The sequence below is a fragment of the Paenibacillus montanisoli genome, from assembly GCF_003268025.1.
Taxonomy (GTDB): domain Bacteria; phylum Bacillota; class Bacilli; order Paenibacillales; family Paenibacillaceae; genus Paenibacillus_Z; species Paenibacillus_Z montanisoli.
This window is the reverse complement of the sequence record NZ_QLUW01000003.1, coordinates 346,464-360,751: the sequence shown is the minus strand read 5'-3', so window position 1 is coordinate 360,751 and position 14,288 is coordinate 346,464. Positions and strand designations below refer to the sequence as shown.

Genomic DNA, 14,288 nt, shown 5'->3' with positions numbered 1-14,288 from the left:
GATCATGAACAAGCCCGATGCATATAAGATGCATCGGGCTTTCTGCATTTACCAGCACAAGGAAAGTCTGATCGCAAAGCAAGCGTTTGAATCCAAAGGGCTCAATGTCACTTGCAAGCCTTCCGGATTGTAGGAAACCGAAACAGGCGTCTTGAAGCCTGAGGAACGAATCAAGCTCTCCACTTTCTTATGATCGCTCTTCGAAGCCGCTTCTTTAATCTCCGTTGCTAAATCAGGGCTATGGGCTAACAGGTTCAGGAGATGATACATCTCCAAGGTCGGCACCAGAAATTGACTGGCCGAATGCTTAAATTGGGTGACATCGGCCGGATCCGGCGATGGCGACCGATCAGCGTAACCGATCCAATAAGGATAAGCATAACTTGCGCTAGGATAGCCGTAATAATAGTTCATCGCGGTATTCCTCTTCTCTTTCGTGCGGCAAATTTCGAAACTTCCACAGTATATGGGCCATGCGGAGAATGAGTTCCCGCGATACATCCTTATCAATCGCCAATGTGTCCGCTATCATTCAGTAGGTCTCTTAGCCGGTTGTTTTCCTCCTTCAGCTTCTTGGCCTGTGATGAAAAATAAGCATCATGCTCCCACCAATCAATGCCGATTTGTTTGGCTTTATCGACGGAAGCAACGATTAGGCGGATCTTGATGCTGAGCAGCTCCACGTCGGCGAGGGATATTTTGATATCCCCGGCAATGACGAGCCCTTTATCCAATATTTTTTCAAGAACCTCCAATAAATTGGCGGAGCCTGCGGAATGTTGAACGGACATGATTCTGATCTCCTTTACATTAAATTCCCGATAGGGCCTAAGTTGATATTCAAATCCTCGCTTTTCAAACCAAAAGCGTCTTTCAGCTCTTCCATTTTCGCTTCCAGCTGCATCAGCGTTTCACCAAGCATTTCGATTTGCTCATCGGTTAAGGAGCCGGCTTCCAGCCGCCTGAGCGCCTGCCGTTCCATCAGCTGTCTGATCAATTCGATCAGGGTGAGGACAAGCTGGGCCAACCCATGCTCTACATGAGCCGGATCCAACTGGATCCGGCTGCCGGAATGAGGTGTATGTTCCAACTGAATACCACCTGCCTTACCTTTTAGATTCGAAGTTCGGTATGCCGCGCAATCGACTCTACGGCCGTTACGAGCAAGCGCAGATCAATGTAGACCAAGTCGATATTGGCAACGGTTAGAATCAGTTCCCCCTGTACTACGATGCCTTTATCAAGAAGTCCGTCCAGAATGTCCAGCAATGTGATTTCTTTATTCGCGTACCAGTCCTTCATTTTTATGCTTCCTCCGGGCCGATCCGGGCAAAATGATAGACGGGCCACGGGCCTGTCGCCTCAAAAGTGAGTCCAAAGGCTTGAAATTCCTCGCCGAATTGTTTGACGAGCTGCAAGAAGGAGTCGACCCTTTGACGATCCGTTAAATACATGCTGTTCCAGATCATCTCTTCCTTCCTCCCGGTCACCTTCCGTTCCCAAACTTTTTTCTCTATTTGTTGAAGCGTTGATGAAGATAGGGATTCATGCGCTTCCAGGCAGATTCGTTTCATTGCGTTCTCGGTTTCGCGCTCGAGACTCGCGTTCAATTGCTTTTTCATTAAAAACTGCTTCCCTGGCGAAAGACCGCTCAAGTCCGCCGATAATTTCGCCAGTTCAAGACTGCTTTGCATCACATGCGTTTTTAACTCCTCCTTGTCGCAGTAAACCTTCAGGCTCCATTCTTCTTTCCCGCGCAGCGCCGCGAATAAATCCGTTATCTCGTCATAGTGGCGGATTAGCATCGCCTCCAGGCTTTGTTCGCTTTCATAGATCGTACAAAATTTTAATGGAATGACGGTGTGCCGTTGTTGGAGCATCGCAAGCACGTTGTGATGGCCGACAGCCTTTTCTTTCACCCAGTTCGGGTCTTCAACATACCGCTGGATCGATTGTTGAGAGAAAACTTGCGGATCGACGGCCTCCAAGACGGCAATGATGTCTCCGTGACGTTTCATCCGGCAAGCAACCTCGTTAGCCGGGTCTATTTCATGGGCAGGAATGAGTCCATATACGTAGAGCAGCTCTTTGATCATGTCAATCCTCCTCTTCTGCGAACGAGTACAAAGCGGCTTGCTCACGCGCTTTGGCGATGGCGTAGCGGCGCAGCAGCTCCGCTTCTTTCTGCTCATATTCCTCGATGGAGATGTCTTCAAACTCCAGCTGCAGTTCCAATTGGAGAAGGTGCTTCTGAATCGAGCCTAGATCATACAATTCCCGGTCGACTTCCTCCGCTATTTTCTCCCCGAGCTTGACCAGAGCATGGAAAGGAAACGTAAAGAGCTTATGAATCATGGCTGTTCCTCGATTTTCAGCTTGATGTTGATAAAGTTGTAAGGCGGCCACGGACCGGTATACTTAAAATCGGCCGTATCCTTCCACTTCTCATAGAGAACGTTTACTTGCTCGTCAAACTTCGATTCGTCCGCCTTATCGATTAAGAAAGCAGCGTTTAACAGCATGCGCTCGTTCACCGCTTCATTTAATTTGGCCGACACGGCCAGCTGCGCCAAGGGCATATAAACCTCCTCGGTCAGCTGCTGCCTTTTCATCGCAATAAACTGTACGGCAAGCTCTCCAAGCTTCACTCGGTCGTAAAAGGCGGCAGCATGGGATTTCCCCGCTATCTCCTTGGCTGCTTGTTGAATGTCGCCGTCCTGTTTGATTTCGCGTTCCAGCCATTCTTTTTTTCCGATGACTTTAAGGCCGACTTCGAGTTTGTTTGCAAGGGAGGGGAAAATCGAGGCGAATTGCGGGTATAGCTTCTTCAGCAGAATCAGCACATCGGCTTCGGTTTGGAGGACATTGCCGAAACTCATCGGGATCACCGTAAATTGCTTCATGATATCGGAAACGACTTGTTCATGAGCAAGCACGTACTCTCTCTTCGGCGGATAAATCTTGAGCGGGACTTTCGCCGCAACCATCGCGATATCCCGGTAGAGTATGGTATAAAGCTGCCGTTCCGCCGAGTCGAGCTTCACGGAGCCAAGCTGCTGCGGCTGCACTTCAGGAATAGCGCAAAACACGTATATCCCCCATGGTCCGCTCATGTTGCCGTTTCTCCATTCGTTACGCGAAGCATAGCCTCTTGAATGATCCGCTGCGCTTCATGTTTTCCGCTTAGGCTCAAATTCCGGGATACCGGATACGTCAAAATGTCCTTGCATAAGCTTTGGAAAGCTTCATCATCCGAATGAAACGGGATCTGATTCCGCTTGGCAATGGTCGCGATCATGATCGCGGCACGCAGGCCGGGGCCATAGTTACCGTTCCCCGCGCTTTCTCTTACAGCCGCAACCAGTCCAACAACAAATCCGGCATCCTCTTGGGAAATCTCCGCCTTCTCCGATACAATGAGCGCTTCCTCTTCCAAGGAGTAGCGATCCAAATGGATGGTAATCAAGCGGTCTAATAATGCGTCCTGCGTTTGAAATACCCCGGCATATTCCGCAGGATTACTTGTAAATATCATGGAAAAACCAGGGTGGACGGGTACATAAGAAACCTTCTCTGTTCTACCGTAGAGGGGAAGCACCTTCTCTTCAAGTATTGAGAGGAATAGATTGTTCATTTCGGGACGGGACCTTGTAAATTCATCGTAAATCACGGTATGCCCGTTCTTGACCGCCTCGATCAACGGGCCGTCTACCCGCAGCTTCTTGATTTCTTCTTCTTTCTTATAGACGGTGCGGATGTAATTATCCACCGTTTTTTTATGAGAAAACCCGATTGCGGCGCCAAGCAAATCGTCGTTCGCCATTTCATGGTTTCCATGGATCAGCGTAACCCGGCGATTCAACTGACTCGCAATATAGAGTGCGTAAGTGCTTTTCCCGACACCGGAAGGTCCCGTGAGATGCACGGGGAAACCCGCTTGCAAATATTGCAGGGCCCGTGCGGCTAACGCACCGAAATAAGGCGGTACCACCAAATCGTTAGCCAAATGGAATTGATTCTCCACGGCTTTAAACCTCCCTTCAGTTCTTCGGAATCGTTCCTCGAGAACGCAATTCAATTCGGCTAAAGGAGCAAATTTCAAGATCTTCATTCAATATAACGGCATACACGCCGATCATTTCATCCTTCGCGTGAGCCTTCATATACTCTTTCTCCTCGATGACTTCCAGCTGCACTTCCCACTTCTTGCCGTCGGTCCACTTGACGGAGGTAAATTTATGAACGGGCTGGAGATTGTCGATGAAGAAGCTTTTGACCGTTTGCATGACCTTGCTGACCATCAATCTTCCCCCCTGAGCTGAAACAAGGCATCCCGGGAATGCCTTGATTCAGTTGTTCAAAATCTATTAGGTTACTGCTTCTTCTTCGGGCAGCAGCAAGCCGACTGCCTCAGCGTACTTCAACCACGTATCAACGCTTGCAATGACGATCCGCGCCTCGATGGCGAGCAGCTCGATCCCAACCAAGGAAACTCTGACAAATGCATCTATAACGACACCTTTGTCCAATATCCGGTCGATAACATCCGCCAAGCTCGAGGAATCCACGCTTTTTTGAATAGCCATATCTATCCCCCCTTTCATGCAGAATGCTATATTCTATGAAAATGACGCTTACATTGCGAAGGACAAGTGTCTCAACAAACAACGTCAAAAAGCCTGAATCCAAGGAAGGATTCAGGCTGTTCAGTATTTAATCATTATCGCACAGCGGGTTGTTGTCTCGTAATACTCAGAAGCCGGTCCGGGTGATTGGTCGTGATGCGCATGTCGGGATATTGAGCCGCAATTCGGGCGAGCTTCTCCGGTTCGTCTACCGTCCAGACACCGATATCGATTCCGCGGGCATACATCTCCTTCATCAACTCATCCGTAACGAATTCGTGATGGATCGAAATGCTCGAAGCGCCCGTATAGGTGAGCTGTTCCCAAATGAGCGTCGGTTTGCCGAAGAGGATCAATCCGGTCATGACGGAAGGATCGATTTCATGCGCTCTCTTCATCGAATCATGATCGAACGAGGAAAGAACGACCTGATCTTTCATCTCGCGTTGCTCGATCAGCGCCAGCACTTTCCGTTCGATTCCTTCATAGTTGCCGCCCATCGTCTTCAGCTCCACCGCCAGCTTGCAGCGGCCTTTGGTCAGCTCGAACACTTCCTCCAGGGATGGAATCTTCTGCCCTTCGAATGCCGGGCCAAACCAGCTGCCGGCATCCAACTCGCGCAGCTGCTCATAAGTATAGGACTCGACCGGCCCGGTCCCATTGGTCGTACGGTCCAGCGTATGGTCATGAATGACGACGGGTACGCCGTCTTTGGACAAGTGGACGTCCAACTCGATAAAGTGAATGCCAGGTTCCTTCAGCGCAAGCGCGAATGCCGCCATCGTGTTCTCGGGCGCGGCTCCGGACCATCCCCGGTGCGCGACGATTGTAATCATGTTTATCTCTCCCTTTCGATCGTTTATTTAACGCCATTGTAGACAAAAGCTCGGATAATTTGCCGCTGCGAGAAGAAAAACACGACGAGAATCGGCGCTACGAGAATCAGGTTGCCGGCCATCAGCGTATTCCAGGTTGCGACGCCTTCGACCTCGCGGATCTTGGCGATGCCGATCGGCAAGGTACGAGCCGTTTCGTTCGTCGTCATGACGAGCGGCCAGAAGTAATCGTTCCAATGGGCAATAAAGCTGAACAGCATGAAGGTGACCAATACCGGCTTAGCAAGCGGAACCATGATATGAACAATAATTTTCCACTCGCTGGCTTGATCCAGCCGTCCTGCCTCGACCAGCTCATCCGAAACCTGCATGAACGCCTGTCGAAGGAGAAAGATGCCGAACGCGCTTGAAGCGAACGGAAGAACGAGACCGAGATGCGTGTTCAGCAGCTTCCAGGCGCTGAGCTCCAAATAGACGGGCAGAAAAATCAATTGGGCCGGAATCATTAGCGTAACCATGACGATCCCGAACAGGAAGCCGGAGCCCGCGAACTTGTAGCGCGCAAAAGCATAAGCGGCCGGAATGATGGTGGCCAGCTGCAGAATCAGAATGCCCGCCGCGATGATGATGCTGTTCGTGAAATAATGCAGGAACGGGCCGGTATTCCAGGCATCGGCGTAATTTTGCCAGACGGGGCTGCGCGGGATCCATTCCGGGGGAAAGATCATCGTTTCCGGCAGCGTCTTCAGCGAGGTCGACATCATCCACGCGAACGGCAGAGCGAAGACGAGCACAAGCAGGAGCAGACCGGCGTAATTGACCGCTTGCAGCGCATACCTCACCGTTCTATTTAACAAGGCCTGCTTTCTAACTGTCCCGGTACCGGTACCGGACGGCAATTCGCCCATGGCTGACCCTAGTCCGCTTACGCTGACTCTGCGGTTTACGGCTTTCACAAAAACTCACCTCTTCCTATCGATAATGAACGCGCTTGGAGAGAAGACGGAAATAGACCAGCGTCAGTACGCCGACGATGCCAAGGAGGATGACGCCCGCAGCCGAGGCGTAACCGATCTTGAAGAAGCGGAAGCCGTTCTCGTAAATGTAATAAACGAGCGTATTGGTCGAGTTGATCGGACCGCCCTGCGTCATGATCGCGATCGTTTCGAACACTTGGAACGAACCGAGCATGTTGATGATGACCAAGAAGAAGATCGTCGGCGAAAGCATCGGCAGAATCAGCTTCATGAACGTCGTCCAAGGCTTGGACCGGTCAAGCGCGGCCGCTTCGTAAATATCTCCGGGTATGCTCTGCAGGCCGGCGATAAAGACGAGCGTGTTGTAGCCGACGCCTTTCCATACCGCGACGATGACCAGCGAAATCAGCGACGTGCCCGGATGCGAGAGCCAAGCCAGCTTGCCGAAGCCGAACAGTCCGATGACCCAGTTCATCAGCCCGTATTCGGGATCCATGAGCCAGCTCCACAAGAGCGAGATCGAGACGAGCGAAATAATGTGCGGACTGAAGATCGCGCCTTGCACGAAGCCGTGCAGAATCCCCTTGCGGTTCAGCCAAAGCGCGAGAAGCAGCGCCAATACCGTCGTGAGCGTCACCGTCATAATCGTATAAATCGTCGTGTTGGAGAGCACCTTGCGGAAATCGGCGTCCGTCAGCAGATCCCGGAAATTTTGAATGCCGACGAACGACTTCGTCGGGCTGACGAAGTTCCAATCGAATAGGCTTAAGTAAATCATGTAGAAGATCGGATAGATAAAAAACAAGGAGAAAATGATGATCGCCGGGGCGACCATTCCGTACGGACGCAGCTTATCCCATGCCGTCGTCATGTCACATTCCCCCCTGCCGCGCGGGCGGAAATGCCGCGCAGCCGCTCGCCGTTCGGAGCGAAATAATAGAGCTGGTCGTACGGGACAACGACCGTGACTTGCGCATCCTCCACGAGCGGTTCGAGAAACGTCTTCACGAAGAAGATGCCGGTTCGGGATTGGATCTGGTAAATATTTTCAGCGCCTAAGCTCTCTCGCGTAATGATCTCGCCTTCCAGCTTATAGCCGTCGCCAATCATGCCTGCTTCTTGAATGTGCGCCTGCTCGGGGCGGAAGCCGACGAAGCCGACTTGTTCGCCCGCCGTTAAACCAAGCCCTCTCACATCCCGAATGTTCATCATGTTCATAGCGGGCGTTCCGATAAACTGCGCCGTGAACAGATTGGCCGGGTCATGATACAGCTTCAGCGGCGATTCGGCCTGCTGGATGACGCCGCCGTTCATGACGACGATTTCGTCGCCCATCGACATCGCTTCCACCTGATCATGGGTCACGTAGACAAAGGTCGTGCCAAGACGCCGATGCAGCTGAATCAGCTCCGTTCTCATCTGGTTCCGCAGCTTGGCGTCCAAATTCGACAGCGGCTCGTCGAGAATGAACACCTTCGGCTTCTTCACCATCGCCCGGGCAAGCGCAACCCGCTGGCGCTGTCCGCCGGACAGGCTTTGCGGCTTCTTATCCAAGTGAGGCTTCAAGCCGACGATTTCCGAAATGTCGTTCACGAGCGCTTCCCGCTCGCTCTTCGCCACGCCTCTGTTCTTCAGGCCGAATTCGATGTTGCCTCGTACCGACATGGTCGGATACAAGGCGTAATTTTGAAACACCATCGCGACGTCGCGCAGTCCGGGCGCCGTATCGTTGACGCACTCGCCCCCGATCCAGATTTCGCCGCCGCTTGCTTTCTCCAGCCCCGCAATCATCCGCAGCGTCGTCGATTTTCCGCATCCGGACGGACCGACGAGCACCGTGAACGATCCGTCCTTGATCGTTAAGTTCAAATCCTGAATGATCGTTTCATCCTTGAACTTCTTGCTAATATGCTTGAGCTCGATCTTCGCCATCCGAGAACTCCCTCCTTGTCTTGTTCGTCTGAATGTCTTGCAGCAGCTTCTTCAGTTCATCAAGCGTCGTCAGTCGCCAATTCCAAGGCTCCGGATCCGCGCTTTCGTAAGGCGAAATAAAGCAGGTCATGCCGCCTAATCGCTTGACGGGATGCAGGTCGTTCCACGGATTGTCTCCGATCGACAAAATTTCATGAGACCGATAGCCCTCCTGCAGAAGCGCCTTGAACAGGCGCTCAATGCCGAGCGGCTTCTCCGCGCCGCAGAACACCCCGTCGAAGATATGGGATATCCCCATGTACTCAAGAAACTCGATTCCGGATTCGAGATAGGTGTTCGTCATGACGATTTTCCGGTCCACCGCATCCAGCGCCTCGATCGCCTGAAACAAATCGCTGCGGTAGGCAAACCGGTACGGCTCCGCAATCATTTCCTTGCGGACGCGTTCGAACGCCAGCCTCAGCTTCTCTTCGGGAAGCTTGTATTTACGGGCAAGCACCGCCGCGATGCACCACGGATCGCCGATGTGGATCAGGTCGGGGGAAGGAGCGCCGGGATTTAACCCGGCAACGCTCTCCCCTTCCCATGTAAGTCCATGGACGAAGCCGTCTTCCTGTCCTACTAGCACATTATCGTCCTGCGCGTGATAGAAATGGCCGAACCGGAAAGGATGGCTGTCGGACAAAATCGCTCTGCCGATGCCGATTGCCGCTTCCGTCTCGTGCTCCCGGTCCGTATCCTCCAGCATGTAGCGGATATAGCGGTTCAGAAACGTATCCTCCTGATAGAGCGTGCCATCCATATCGAACAGAATGACCTTGATCGATGACAACCGATTCTCGTTTCCCATATTCCGCTACCTCTCGTTGTTGTGACTTATTTATTTCGCGAGCAGTTTGTTCGCTTTATCCGCCGCTTCATCCAACGCTGCCTTAGGCTCGACATCCGGGGTCAAGATCGCTTTCTCGATCGCTTCCCTGATCAGCTTGGCGACTTCCGGATAAGCGGTCTCCATCGGACGAGGCCGCGCATATTCGAGCTGGTCGAACGCTACTTTGTACTGCGGGAATTGCTTGAAGTGCTCCTGCATCTCTTCGCTTTCCACCGCGGACATGCGGGTTGGCAAGTAGCCGACATGCTTATGCTGATAGATGGTATTTTCTTTGGTCGTCATGAATTTGATGAAAGCCCATGCCGCTTCCTTCTCTTCGTCGCTGCTCTTGGACGTCATGACCAGCTGGCAGCCGCCCGTCGGAACGCCGTAGCTCTTGTTCGAAGGCATAAACGCCGTTTCCATCTCGAAGCCGTTCGCTTTGGCGATTTCCAGCGTGCCGGTTACGCCGGCCGTCGAGGCGAATTTGAACGCGGACAGCTGGTTGGCGAAATCTTTATCCGCCGTCGCTCCCGCTTCGTCGCCTACAGGAATCTTGATCAGCTTCTCGGTGGCCAGCTTCTTCCAGAACGCCACCGGCTCCACGCCCTCCGGCGAATTAAACAAGACCGATTTGCCGTCATCCGAAAGCATTTGTCCGCCGCTCTGAGCGACAAGTCCTTCATAGAACCAAATGTCGGCAGGCACCGTCATGCCGAGCTTGCCTTTTTCCTTCAGCACTCGGGAATACTCCTCCAATTCGCCCCACGTCTTCGGGCCGGCCGGATCGAGTCCCGCTTCCTTCAGCATCGTGACGTTCTTATAGAGAATAGGGGTGCTGCGCATGAACGGAAGGCCGAACAGCTTGCCGTCAACGTACGCGTTCCCCATCAAGCCTTTGTTGAAATCGTCCAATTGCAGCTCGTCCTTGTCGCGCTCGGCGTACTCCGTCAGCTCCTGCAGCATGCCGGACCGGGCGAACACGCCGGTGGAGGCGATTTCGAGATCGGTAACCGCCGGCGCATCGCCTGCAGCGAACGCGGCTTGCACCTTGGCGTGAAGATCGTCGTAGTTGCCTTGATGCTCGGCAACGACTTCGTATTTGTCTTGCGAAGCGTTAAACTCTTGAACCAGGTGCTGCTTGGCTTCCTCGATTTTCTCCCCGAAGGCGTACCAATATTTGATCTTAATCTTCTCCGCCGGAGCAGACGCCGTCTCGTTGGCGTTAGCGTTGACATTGGCGGCAGCGTTACTGCTTGCGCCCGTCGTTTCTCCCCCGTTAGCCGAATCGTTCGCCGCTCCGCATGCAGCCAGAACCGTAGTCATCATAATCGAAAGCGTGAGTCCAGTAAGCTTCTTAACCATTTTCTCCATTCCCTCCATTAATGGATTGCAGCATAAAAAAACCTGAATCCAGCCGCTGACGATGGACGTCTGCAGCTTGACCAGGTTTCTCCGTTACTCCAACCTATTTCTATTTACTTGACATCACTTATGATAAGCGACATTTATTAATGCTGTGTTACCGGATTGCTAAGAAATCATAAACGCGCCCGCTCCTTGAAACGCGCTTGCGCATGTCCATAGCTCCGGCTTAGAGGACGTGATGGCCGTTGCCCCATGATTCAGGCATTCCAACGCCTGATCGCATTCGAACAGCAGCCCTCCGGTAATTACCGGGAGATGGGTAAACGCTTTAACCCTGCCGATCATTTCCGGAATTCGCGCAGGCATGACCTCAATGATATCGGGCTCGGTTTGGCATAAGCTTTTGGAGATGTTGTCGAGTCCCTCGGTATCGATCAGGAAGAATCGTTGGATGGTGATCAAGCCCATTTTCTTTGCCGTTTTCACGACGTTCGTCTTCGTCGTAATGATGCCGGCAGGCTTAATCACCTTCGCCAAATAATCGAGGCCGTGCAGGTCCGTGCTCAAGCCGCCGATCTTTTCCAAATGGAGAAAGACGGGCAGGCGATGGGCGTTGAACAGGTCGACATAGCCTTTCAAGACGCCGATGTGACCGGTCAGCAGAAAAACGCCGCTCAGCTGGTGCCGGTGCTTCAACGCGATTTCAATATGCTTCGGTTCTTTAATCGAGGCGATCATCCGATGGGCGGCGAGTCCGCTAAAGAACGTCTCGCGATGATTGAAAGGCTTCATCGCTTCTGCCCCAGCGGCGATTGAACGGTCCGCCGAAGAGGAATAATGAGCTCCCGGTCGGCGGCTGACCCGCGTGCGTCCGGGTTAGGGGTAAAATACTTCATGTGGCGGTGAAGCGTCGCCGCATGGTCCGCAAAGCCGCCATCCGCAACATCGACAGCCGAGATGCGAATCTCTTCCCCATCCATGTCCACGACCCGAAACCCGGGCTGATCCAGACAGGCGGATAATTGGACAAACACCCAATTTCCTTGATGAGCGATCGAGTCGACATGGGTATGGCCGTTGAAGTAGATGCCCGTTCCTTCTTTCTGATTAAGGATCCGCCACATATCGATGCTCGGATCGATCGATCCTTTATCTGTTTCCGATCGTTTTGTCGTGTTATATACCGGGTGATGGCCAAAGACGAGAAGCGGCTTCGTACCGGAAGCTTTGACCATGCGCTCCAGCCACTCCAGCTGTTCCTCGTCGACCCAGCCTCCCCAGTCTTCGAAATCCATCTCTTTGGCCGTATCCAGAAACACGAGCATCGCCTTATCGGTCATGATGGCTTGATATCGCTGGCCCCCGGTGATTTCAAGCACGTCGCGTCTCGGCTGCGCATAGAGATCGTGATTGCCCAGCACATGGATAAATGTCCGGTCGCTGCGCCGCAGGTACTCATAGACTTCCCGAAGCTCTACGGAAGACCCGAAATTCGTCAAGTCGCCAAGCGAAATATGGAATTCGCCATCCTCGTCCATAAATTGCCCAAGCAGCGTCTGATAAAAGACGGCACGCGCCTCCAGCCATCCCGGAAACGCCTCATCGCTTTCGTGATAATGCAAATCTCCCATCAGTACCAGTTTCATGCTCGCTCTCCTCTCGGTTACAAAACGATTTTTACTTTCCTCCTTCATGATATCGAGCCTGTATTTTATATTCGTTAAATGAGTGAGCGGTTTTTGTAAATTCGTCTTGCAGCGCCGACTTGTACTTTGGGGCCGCTTGTTGGAACCGGACAAGGGCCTTTGCCCATACACTAGTGGTACAATGATTCTAGGAGGGTAAAACATCCGTGTCGACTCTGCCCATCATTCAATTAGGTTCAACGGGCTATTACGTTAGATTGTACCAAATGAATTTAAATGGATTAGCCCTGAATTATAACGGTTTTGCCATTGACGGTAATTTTGATATCAAGACGAGTAATGCAACTAAAAACTTTCAAGACCGATTCGATCTCGTTTCGGACGGCATCGTAGGCCCCGATACATGGAAGGTCTTAACCGAAAATGTTAAAGCGGTGCAAAAATTACTAAACTCAAGGGGGTATAGAGCAGGATATCCTGACGGATGGTTTGGGGCAAATACCACGCAAGCCGTGCAGCAATTCCAGAGAGATAACGGGCTGTATCCGTCGGGAATCGTGGAGCCGAGGACACGGCGCAGATTATTTGATCCGCATCCTAAACATAGCTATGAAGTTCGTCCGAGCTCCAATGACCTCAGTTCGTTGAATCCGCATGTTGCGGCTCTGGCAAGAAGATTTCTTGACTTAACCCGGCAAAATCAACTAGATGTTCGCATTACCTATGCATTTCGAAGCTGGGACGATCAAGACCGTTTATTCGCTCAAGGCAGGTGGCTGCCAGGGGATATCGTAACCAATGCCAGAGGAGGAGACTCTTATCATAACTGGGGGTTAGCCTTTGACGCCGCACCATACGAGAACGGCGAGATCACGACCGATAACGAAAAGTTCATAAAAATGGGACGTCTTGGACAGCAGGTAGGGTTGGAATGGGGCGGAACGTTCAAGAGCATCGTGGATTATCCGCATTTCCAATATACGTTTGGACTGAAGACCTGGGATCTTCTTAATGGCGTTACCCCGCCTGCCTAGGGCAGAAAAAGAGCAGCCTGTGGGGCTGCTCTTTTTTGACTATGCTTGCGCTGTCGCATCATCTTGCATGGCCAGCTGCTTCCGGTACACGAACTTGGAAATCGAGATGCTGATTTCATAAAGCAGGAACAATGGAACAATGACGATAATGTCCGATAAAATATCCGGCGGGGTGATCGTAACTGCAACGATTGCCAGTATAAAGTAGGCCAGCTTGCGTGCTTTGGCCAGCCGGGCAGGGTTGAGGATGCCCAGCTTCGTTAGAAACATGACGATGGCCGGCATTTCGAATAGAAAACCAAACGGAACCGTCATATGAATCATGAATGTAAAATATTTCTGAGCGGTGTACAGCGTCGAGAATTCTTCCCCGGCCATTTGGTCCATGAAGTGCAGCACCATCGGGAACAAAATGAAGTAACCGAAGCAAATGCCGATGATGAACAGCGCGCTGATGCCGGGAATAAAGATTAAGGCTGCACGCTGCGCCTGCTGAGGCATGGCAGGAGTTACGAACTTCCATGTCTGATAAGCCGCGATCGGCAATGTGATGGCTATTGCAACGACCCCCGATATCATCATGTAGACCCAGATGACATCGGAAGGGCCGAGCAGGACCAATTTCTGATCAACGTCTCTTACCAGCCACTGATAAATATCCTTCACATAAATGAAGGCCGCCGCCATTGCCACGATGAAAGCAACCAGCGTTCGGATCAGTCTAGATCGCATCTCCTCCAAATGACCAATTACACTTTGCTCATTCGGATTTTTCATTTTTACTTGCCTGCCGCAGCGGTAGTCTTCGGCTTTTCCTCGAGTTTGTCGTCTTCGTTGTCTTCGCCGTTTACAAGACCGCGGGTAGCCCCTTTAAACTCGCTCAGCGTCCTGCCGAATGCGCGGCCAAGCTCTGGCAGCTTGGATGGCCCAAACACGATGAGCGCGATGATGAGGATCAAGACTAATCCTCCGATTCCAATATTACCGAATGGCATAATA

Annotated in this window: 21 protein-coding genes; 1 reads left to right on the top strand and 20 read right to left on the bottom strand. The window is 52.0% G+C overall.

The window, feature by feature from the left end; all coding sequences use genetic code 11:
- Window positions 1–48 precede the first annotated feature (48 nt).
- From DL346_RS17575 to DL346_RS17490, 18 genes are all read right to left on the bottom strand, one after another.
- Entirely contained in the window at window positions 49–414 is a 366-nt protein-coding gene (locus tag DL346_RS17575; RefSeq protein ID WP_112883454.1) for a YuzC family spore coat inner layer protein, read from the bottom strand.
- Window positions 415–506: 92 nt separating this feature from the next.
- The gene (locus DL346_RS17570) at window positions 507–791 is read right to left on the bottom strand and encodes a gas vesicle protein (RefSeq protein ID WP_112883453.1); all 285 of its coding nucleotides are present in this window, start codon (window positions 789–791) and stop codon (window positions 507–509) included.
- Between the two features lie 14 nt (window positions 792–805).
- The gene (locus tag DL346_RS17565) at window positions 806–1,090 is read right to left on the bottom strand and encodes a gas vesicle protein K (protein ID WP_112883452.1); all 285 of its coding nucleotides are present in this window, start codon (window positions 1,088–1,090) and stop codon (window positions 806–808) included.
- A gap of 23 nt (window positions 1,091–1,113) precedes the next feature.
- Window positions 1,114–1,302: a gas vesicle protein GvpJ gene (gvpJ, locus tag DL346_RS17560; RefSeq protein WP_112883451.1), complete on the bottom strand. Its 189-nt coding sequence runs from the start codon at window positions 1,300–1,302 to the stop codon at window positions 1,114–1,116.
- A gap of 2 nt (window positions 1,303–1,304) precedes the next feature.
- Window positions 1,305–2,096 (bottom strand): GvpL/GvpF family gas vesicle protein, encoded by a 792-nt coding sequence (locus DL346_RS17555; protein WP_165822555.1) that lies wholly within the window; start codon window positions 2,094–2,096, stop codon window positions 1,305–1,307.
- A gap of 1 nt (window position 2,097) precedes the next feature.
- A complete protein-coding gene (locus DL346_RS17550; protein ID WP_112883449.1) occupies window positions 2,098–2,355 on the bottom strand; it encodes a gas vesicle protein GvpG in 258 nt (85 codons plus the stop codon).
- On the bottom strand, window positions 2,352–3,113 hold the full coding sequence (locus DL346_RS17545) for a GvpL/GvpF family gas vesicle protein (protein ID WP_112883448.1): 762 nt from the start codon (window positions 3,111–3,113) through the stop codon (window positions 2,352–2,354). Before DL346_RS17545 ends, DL346_RS17550 begins: the two co-directional genes overlap by 4 nt.
- Window positions 3,110–4,024 (bottom strand): gas vesicle protein GvpN, encoded by a 915-nt coding sequence (gene gvpN, locus DL346_RS17540; protein ID WP_165822554.1) that lies wholly within the window; start codon window positions 4,022–4,024, stop codon window positions 3,110–3,112. Before gvpN ends, DL346_RS17545 begins: the two co-directional genes overlap by 4 nt.
- Window positions 4,025–4,040: 16 nt before the next feature.
- Entirely contained in the window at window positions 4,041–4,301 is a 261-nt protein-coding gene (locus DL346_RS17535; RefSeq protein ID WP_240633263.1) for a gas vesicle protein GvpO, read from the bottom strand.
- Window positions 4,302–4,367: 66 nt separating this feature from the next.
- Window positions 4,368–4,586, bottom strand: a complete 219-nt coding sequence (gene gvpJ / locus DL346_RS17530) for a gas vesicle protein GvpJ (RefSeq protein ID WP_112883445.1) — start codon at window positions 4,584–4,586, stop codon at window positions 4,368–4,370.
- Between the two features lie 134 nt (window positions 4,587–4,720).
- On the bottom strand, window positions 4,721–5,461 hold the full coding sequence (locus DL346_RS17525) for a glycerophosphodiester phosphodiesterase (protein WP_112883444.1): 741 nt from the start codon (window positions 5,459–5,461) through the stop codon (window positions 4,721–4,723).
- 23 nt (window positions 5,462–5,484) lie between these two features.
- On the bottom strand, window positions 5,485–6,417 hold the full coding sequence (locus DL346_RS17520; protein ID WP_240633262.1) for a carbohydrate ABC transporter permease: 933 nt from the start codon (window positions 6,415–6,417) through the stop codon (window positions 5,485–5,487).
- A gap of 16 nt (window positions 6,418–6,433) precedes the next feature.
- Window positions 6,434–7,309 (bottom strand): carbohydrate ABC transporter permease, encoded by an 876-nt coding sequence (locus DL346_RS17515; RefSeq protein WP_112883443.1) that lies wholly within the window; start codon window positions 7,307–7,309, stop codon window positions 6,434–6,436.
- Complete coding sequence (locus DL346_RS17510) at window positions 7,306–8,370, bottom strand: ABC transporter ATP-binding protein (RefSeq protein ID WP_112883442.1); 1,065 nt, start codon at window positions 8,368–8,370, stop codon at window positions 7,306–7,308. Before DL346_RS17510 ends, DL346_RS17515 begins: the two co-directional genes overlap by 4 nt.
- Window positions 8,342–9,220, bottom strand: a complete 879-nt coding sequence (locus DL346_RS17505) for an HAD family hydrolase (protein ID WP_112883441.1) — start codon at window positions 9,218–9,220, stop codon at window positions 8,342–8,344. Before DL346_RS17505 ends, DL346_RS17510 begins: the two co-directional genes overlap by 29 nt.
- A 30-nt stretch (window positions 9,221–9,250) precedes the next feature.
- Window positions 9,251–10,606 (bottom strand): ABC transporter substrate-binding protein, encoded by a 1,356-nt coding sequence (locus DL346_RS17500; RefSeq protein ID WP_112883440.1) that lies wholly within the window; start codon window positions 10,604–10,606, stop codon window positions 9,251–9,253.
- A 168-nt stretch (window positions 10,607–10,774) separates the two neighbouring features.
- Window positions 10,775–11,401, bottom strand: a complete 627-nt coding sequence (locus DL346_RS17495; protein WP_112883439.1) for a glycerol-3-phosphate responsive antiterminator — start codon at window positions 11,399–11,401, stop codon at window positions 10,775–10,777.
- Window positions 11,398–12,255 carry a metallophosphoesterase family protein gene (locus tag DL346_RS17490; protein WP_112883438.1) on the bottom strand — a complete coding sequence of 286 codons (858 nt, stop codon included), beginning with the start codon at window positions 12,253–12,255 and terminating at the stop codon, window positions 11,398–11,400. Before DL346_RS17490 ends, DL346_RS17495 begins: the two co-directional genes overlap by 4 nt.
- A 206-nt stretch (window positions 12,256–12,461) precedes the next feature.
- On the opposite strand from DL346_RS17490, the gene DL346_RS17485 reads away from it, so the two are divergent.
- A complete protein-coding gene (locus DL346_RS17485; RefSeq protein WP_112883437.1) occupies window positions 12,462–13,289 on the top strand; it encodes a peptidoglycan-binding protein in 828 nt (275 codons plus the stop codon).
- Window positions 13,290–13,328: 39 nt separating this feature from the next.
- Here DL346_RS17485 and tatC read toward each other — a convergent pair whose 3' ends face one another.
- Together tatC and tatA are read right to left on the bottom strand one after the other, a co-directional pair.
- On the bottom strand, window positions 13,329–14,066 hold the full coding sequence (tatC, locus tag DL346_RS17480) for a twin-arginine translocase subunit TatC (protein ID WP_112883436.1): 738 nt from the start codon (window positions 14,064–14,066) through the stop codon (window positions 13,329–13,331).
- A gap of 2 nt (window positions 14,067–14,068) precedes the next feature.
- Window positions 14,069–14,284: a twin-arginine translocase TatA/TatE family subunit gene (gene tatA, locus DL346_RS17475; protein WP_112883435.1), complete on the bottom strand. Its 216-nt coding sequence runs from the start codon at window positions 14,282–14,284 to the stop codon at window positions 14,069–14,071.
- Between the last annotated feature and the right edge of the window lie 4 nt (window positions 14,285–14,288).

Coding starts and splice junctions, on each gene's coding strand:
- DL346_RS17500 (WP_112883440.1), bottom strand. CDS start 10,606: ATGGTTAAGAAGCTTACTGGACTCACGCTTTCGATTATGATGACTACG.
- gvpJ (WP_112883445.1), bottom strand. CDS start 4,586: ATGGCTATTCAAAAAAGCGTGGATTCCTCGAGCTTGGCGGATGTTATC.
- DL346_RS17505 (WP_112883441.1), bottom strand. CDS start 9,220: ATGGGAAACGAGAATCGGTTGTCATCGATCAAGGTCATTCTGTTCGAT.
- DL346_RS17510 (WP_112883442.1), bottom strand. CDS start 8,370: ATGGCGAAGATCGAGCTCAAGCATATTAGCAAGAAGTTCAAGGATGAA.
- tatA (WP_112883435.1), bottom strand. CDS start 14,284: ATGCCATTCGGTAATATTGGAATCGGAGGATTAGTCTTGATCCTCATC.
- tatC (WP_112883436.1), bottom strand. CDS start 14,066: ATGAAAAATCCGAATGAGCAAAGTGTAATTGGTCATTTGGAGGAGATG.
- DL346_RS17555 (WP_165822555.1), bottom strand. CDS start 2,096: ATGATCAAAGAGCTGCTCTACGTATATGGACTCATTCCTGCCCATGAA.
- DL346_RS17545 (WP_112883448.1), bottom strand. CDS start 3,113: ATGAGCGGACCATGGGGGATATACGTGTTTTGCGCTATTCCTGAAGTG.
- DL346_RS17575 (WP_112883454.1), bottom strand. CDS start 414: ATGAACTATTATTACGGCTATCCTAGCGCAAGTTATGCTTATCCTTAT.
- DL346_RS17570 (WP_112883453.1), bottom strand. CDS start 791: ATGTCCGTTCAACATTCCGCAGGCTCCGCCAATTTATTGGAGGTTCTT.
- DL346_RS17515 (WP_112883443.1), bottom strand. CDS start 7,309: ATGACGACGGCATGGGATAAGCTGCGTCCGTACGGAATGGTCGCCCCG.
- DL346_RS17535 (WP_240633263.1), bottom strand. CDS start 4,301: ATGGTCAGCAAGGTCATGCAAACGGTCAAAAGCTTCTTCATCGACAAT.
- DL346_RS17525 (WP_112883444.1), bottom strand. CDS start 5,461: ATGATTACAATCGTCGCGCACCGGGGATGGTCCGGAGCCGCGCCCGAG.
- DL346_RS17490 (WP_112883438.1), bottom strand. CDS start 12,255: ATGAAACTGGTACTGATGGGAGATTTGCATTATCACGAAAGCGATGAG.
- gvpJ (WP_112883451.1), bottom strand. CDS start 1,302: ATGAAGGACTGGTACGCGAATAAAGAAATCACATTGCTGGACATTCTG.
- DL346_RS17495 (WP_112883439.1), bottom strand. CDS start 11,401: ATGAAGCCTTTCAATCATCGCGAGACGTTCTTTAGCGGACTCGCCGCC.
- DL346_RS17550 (WP_112883449.1), bottom strand. CDS start 2,355: ATGATTCATAAGCTCTTTACGTTTCCTTTCCATGCTCTGGTCAAGCTC.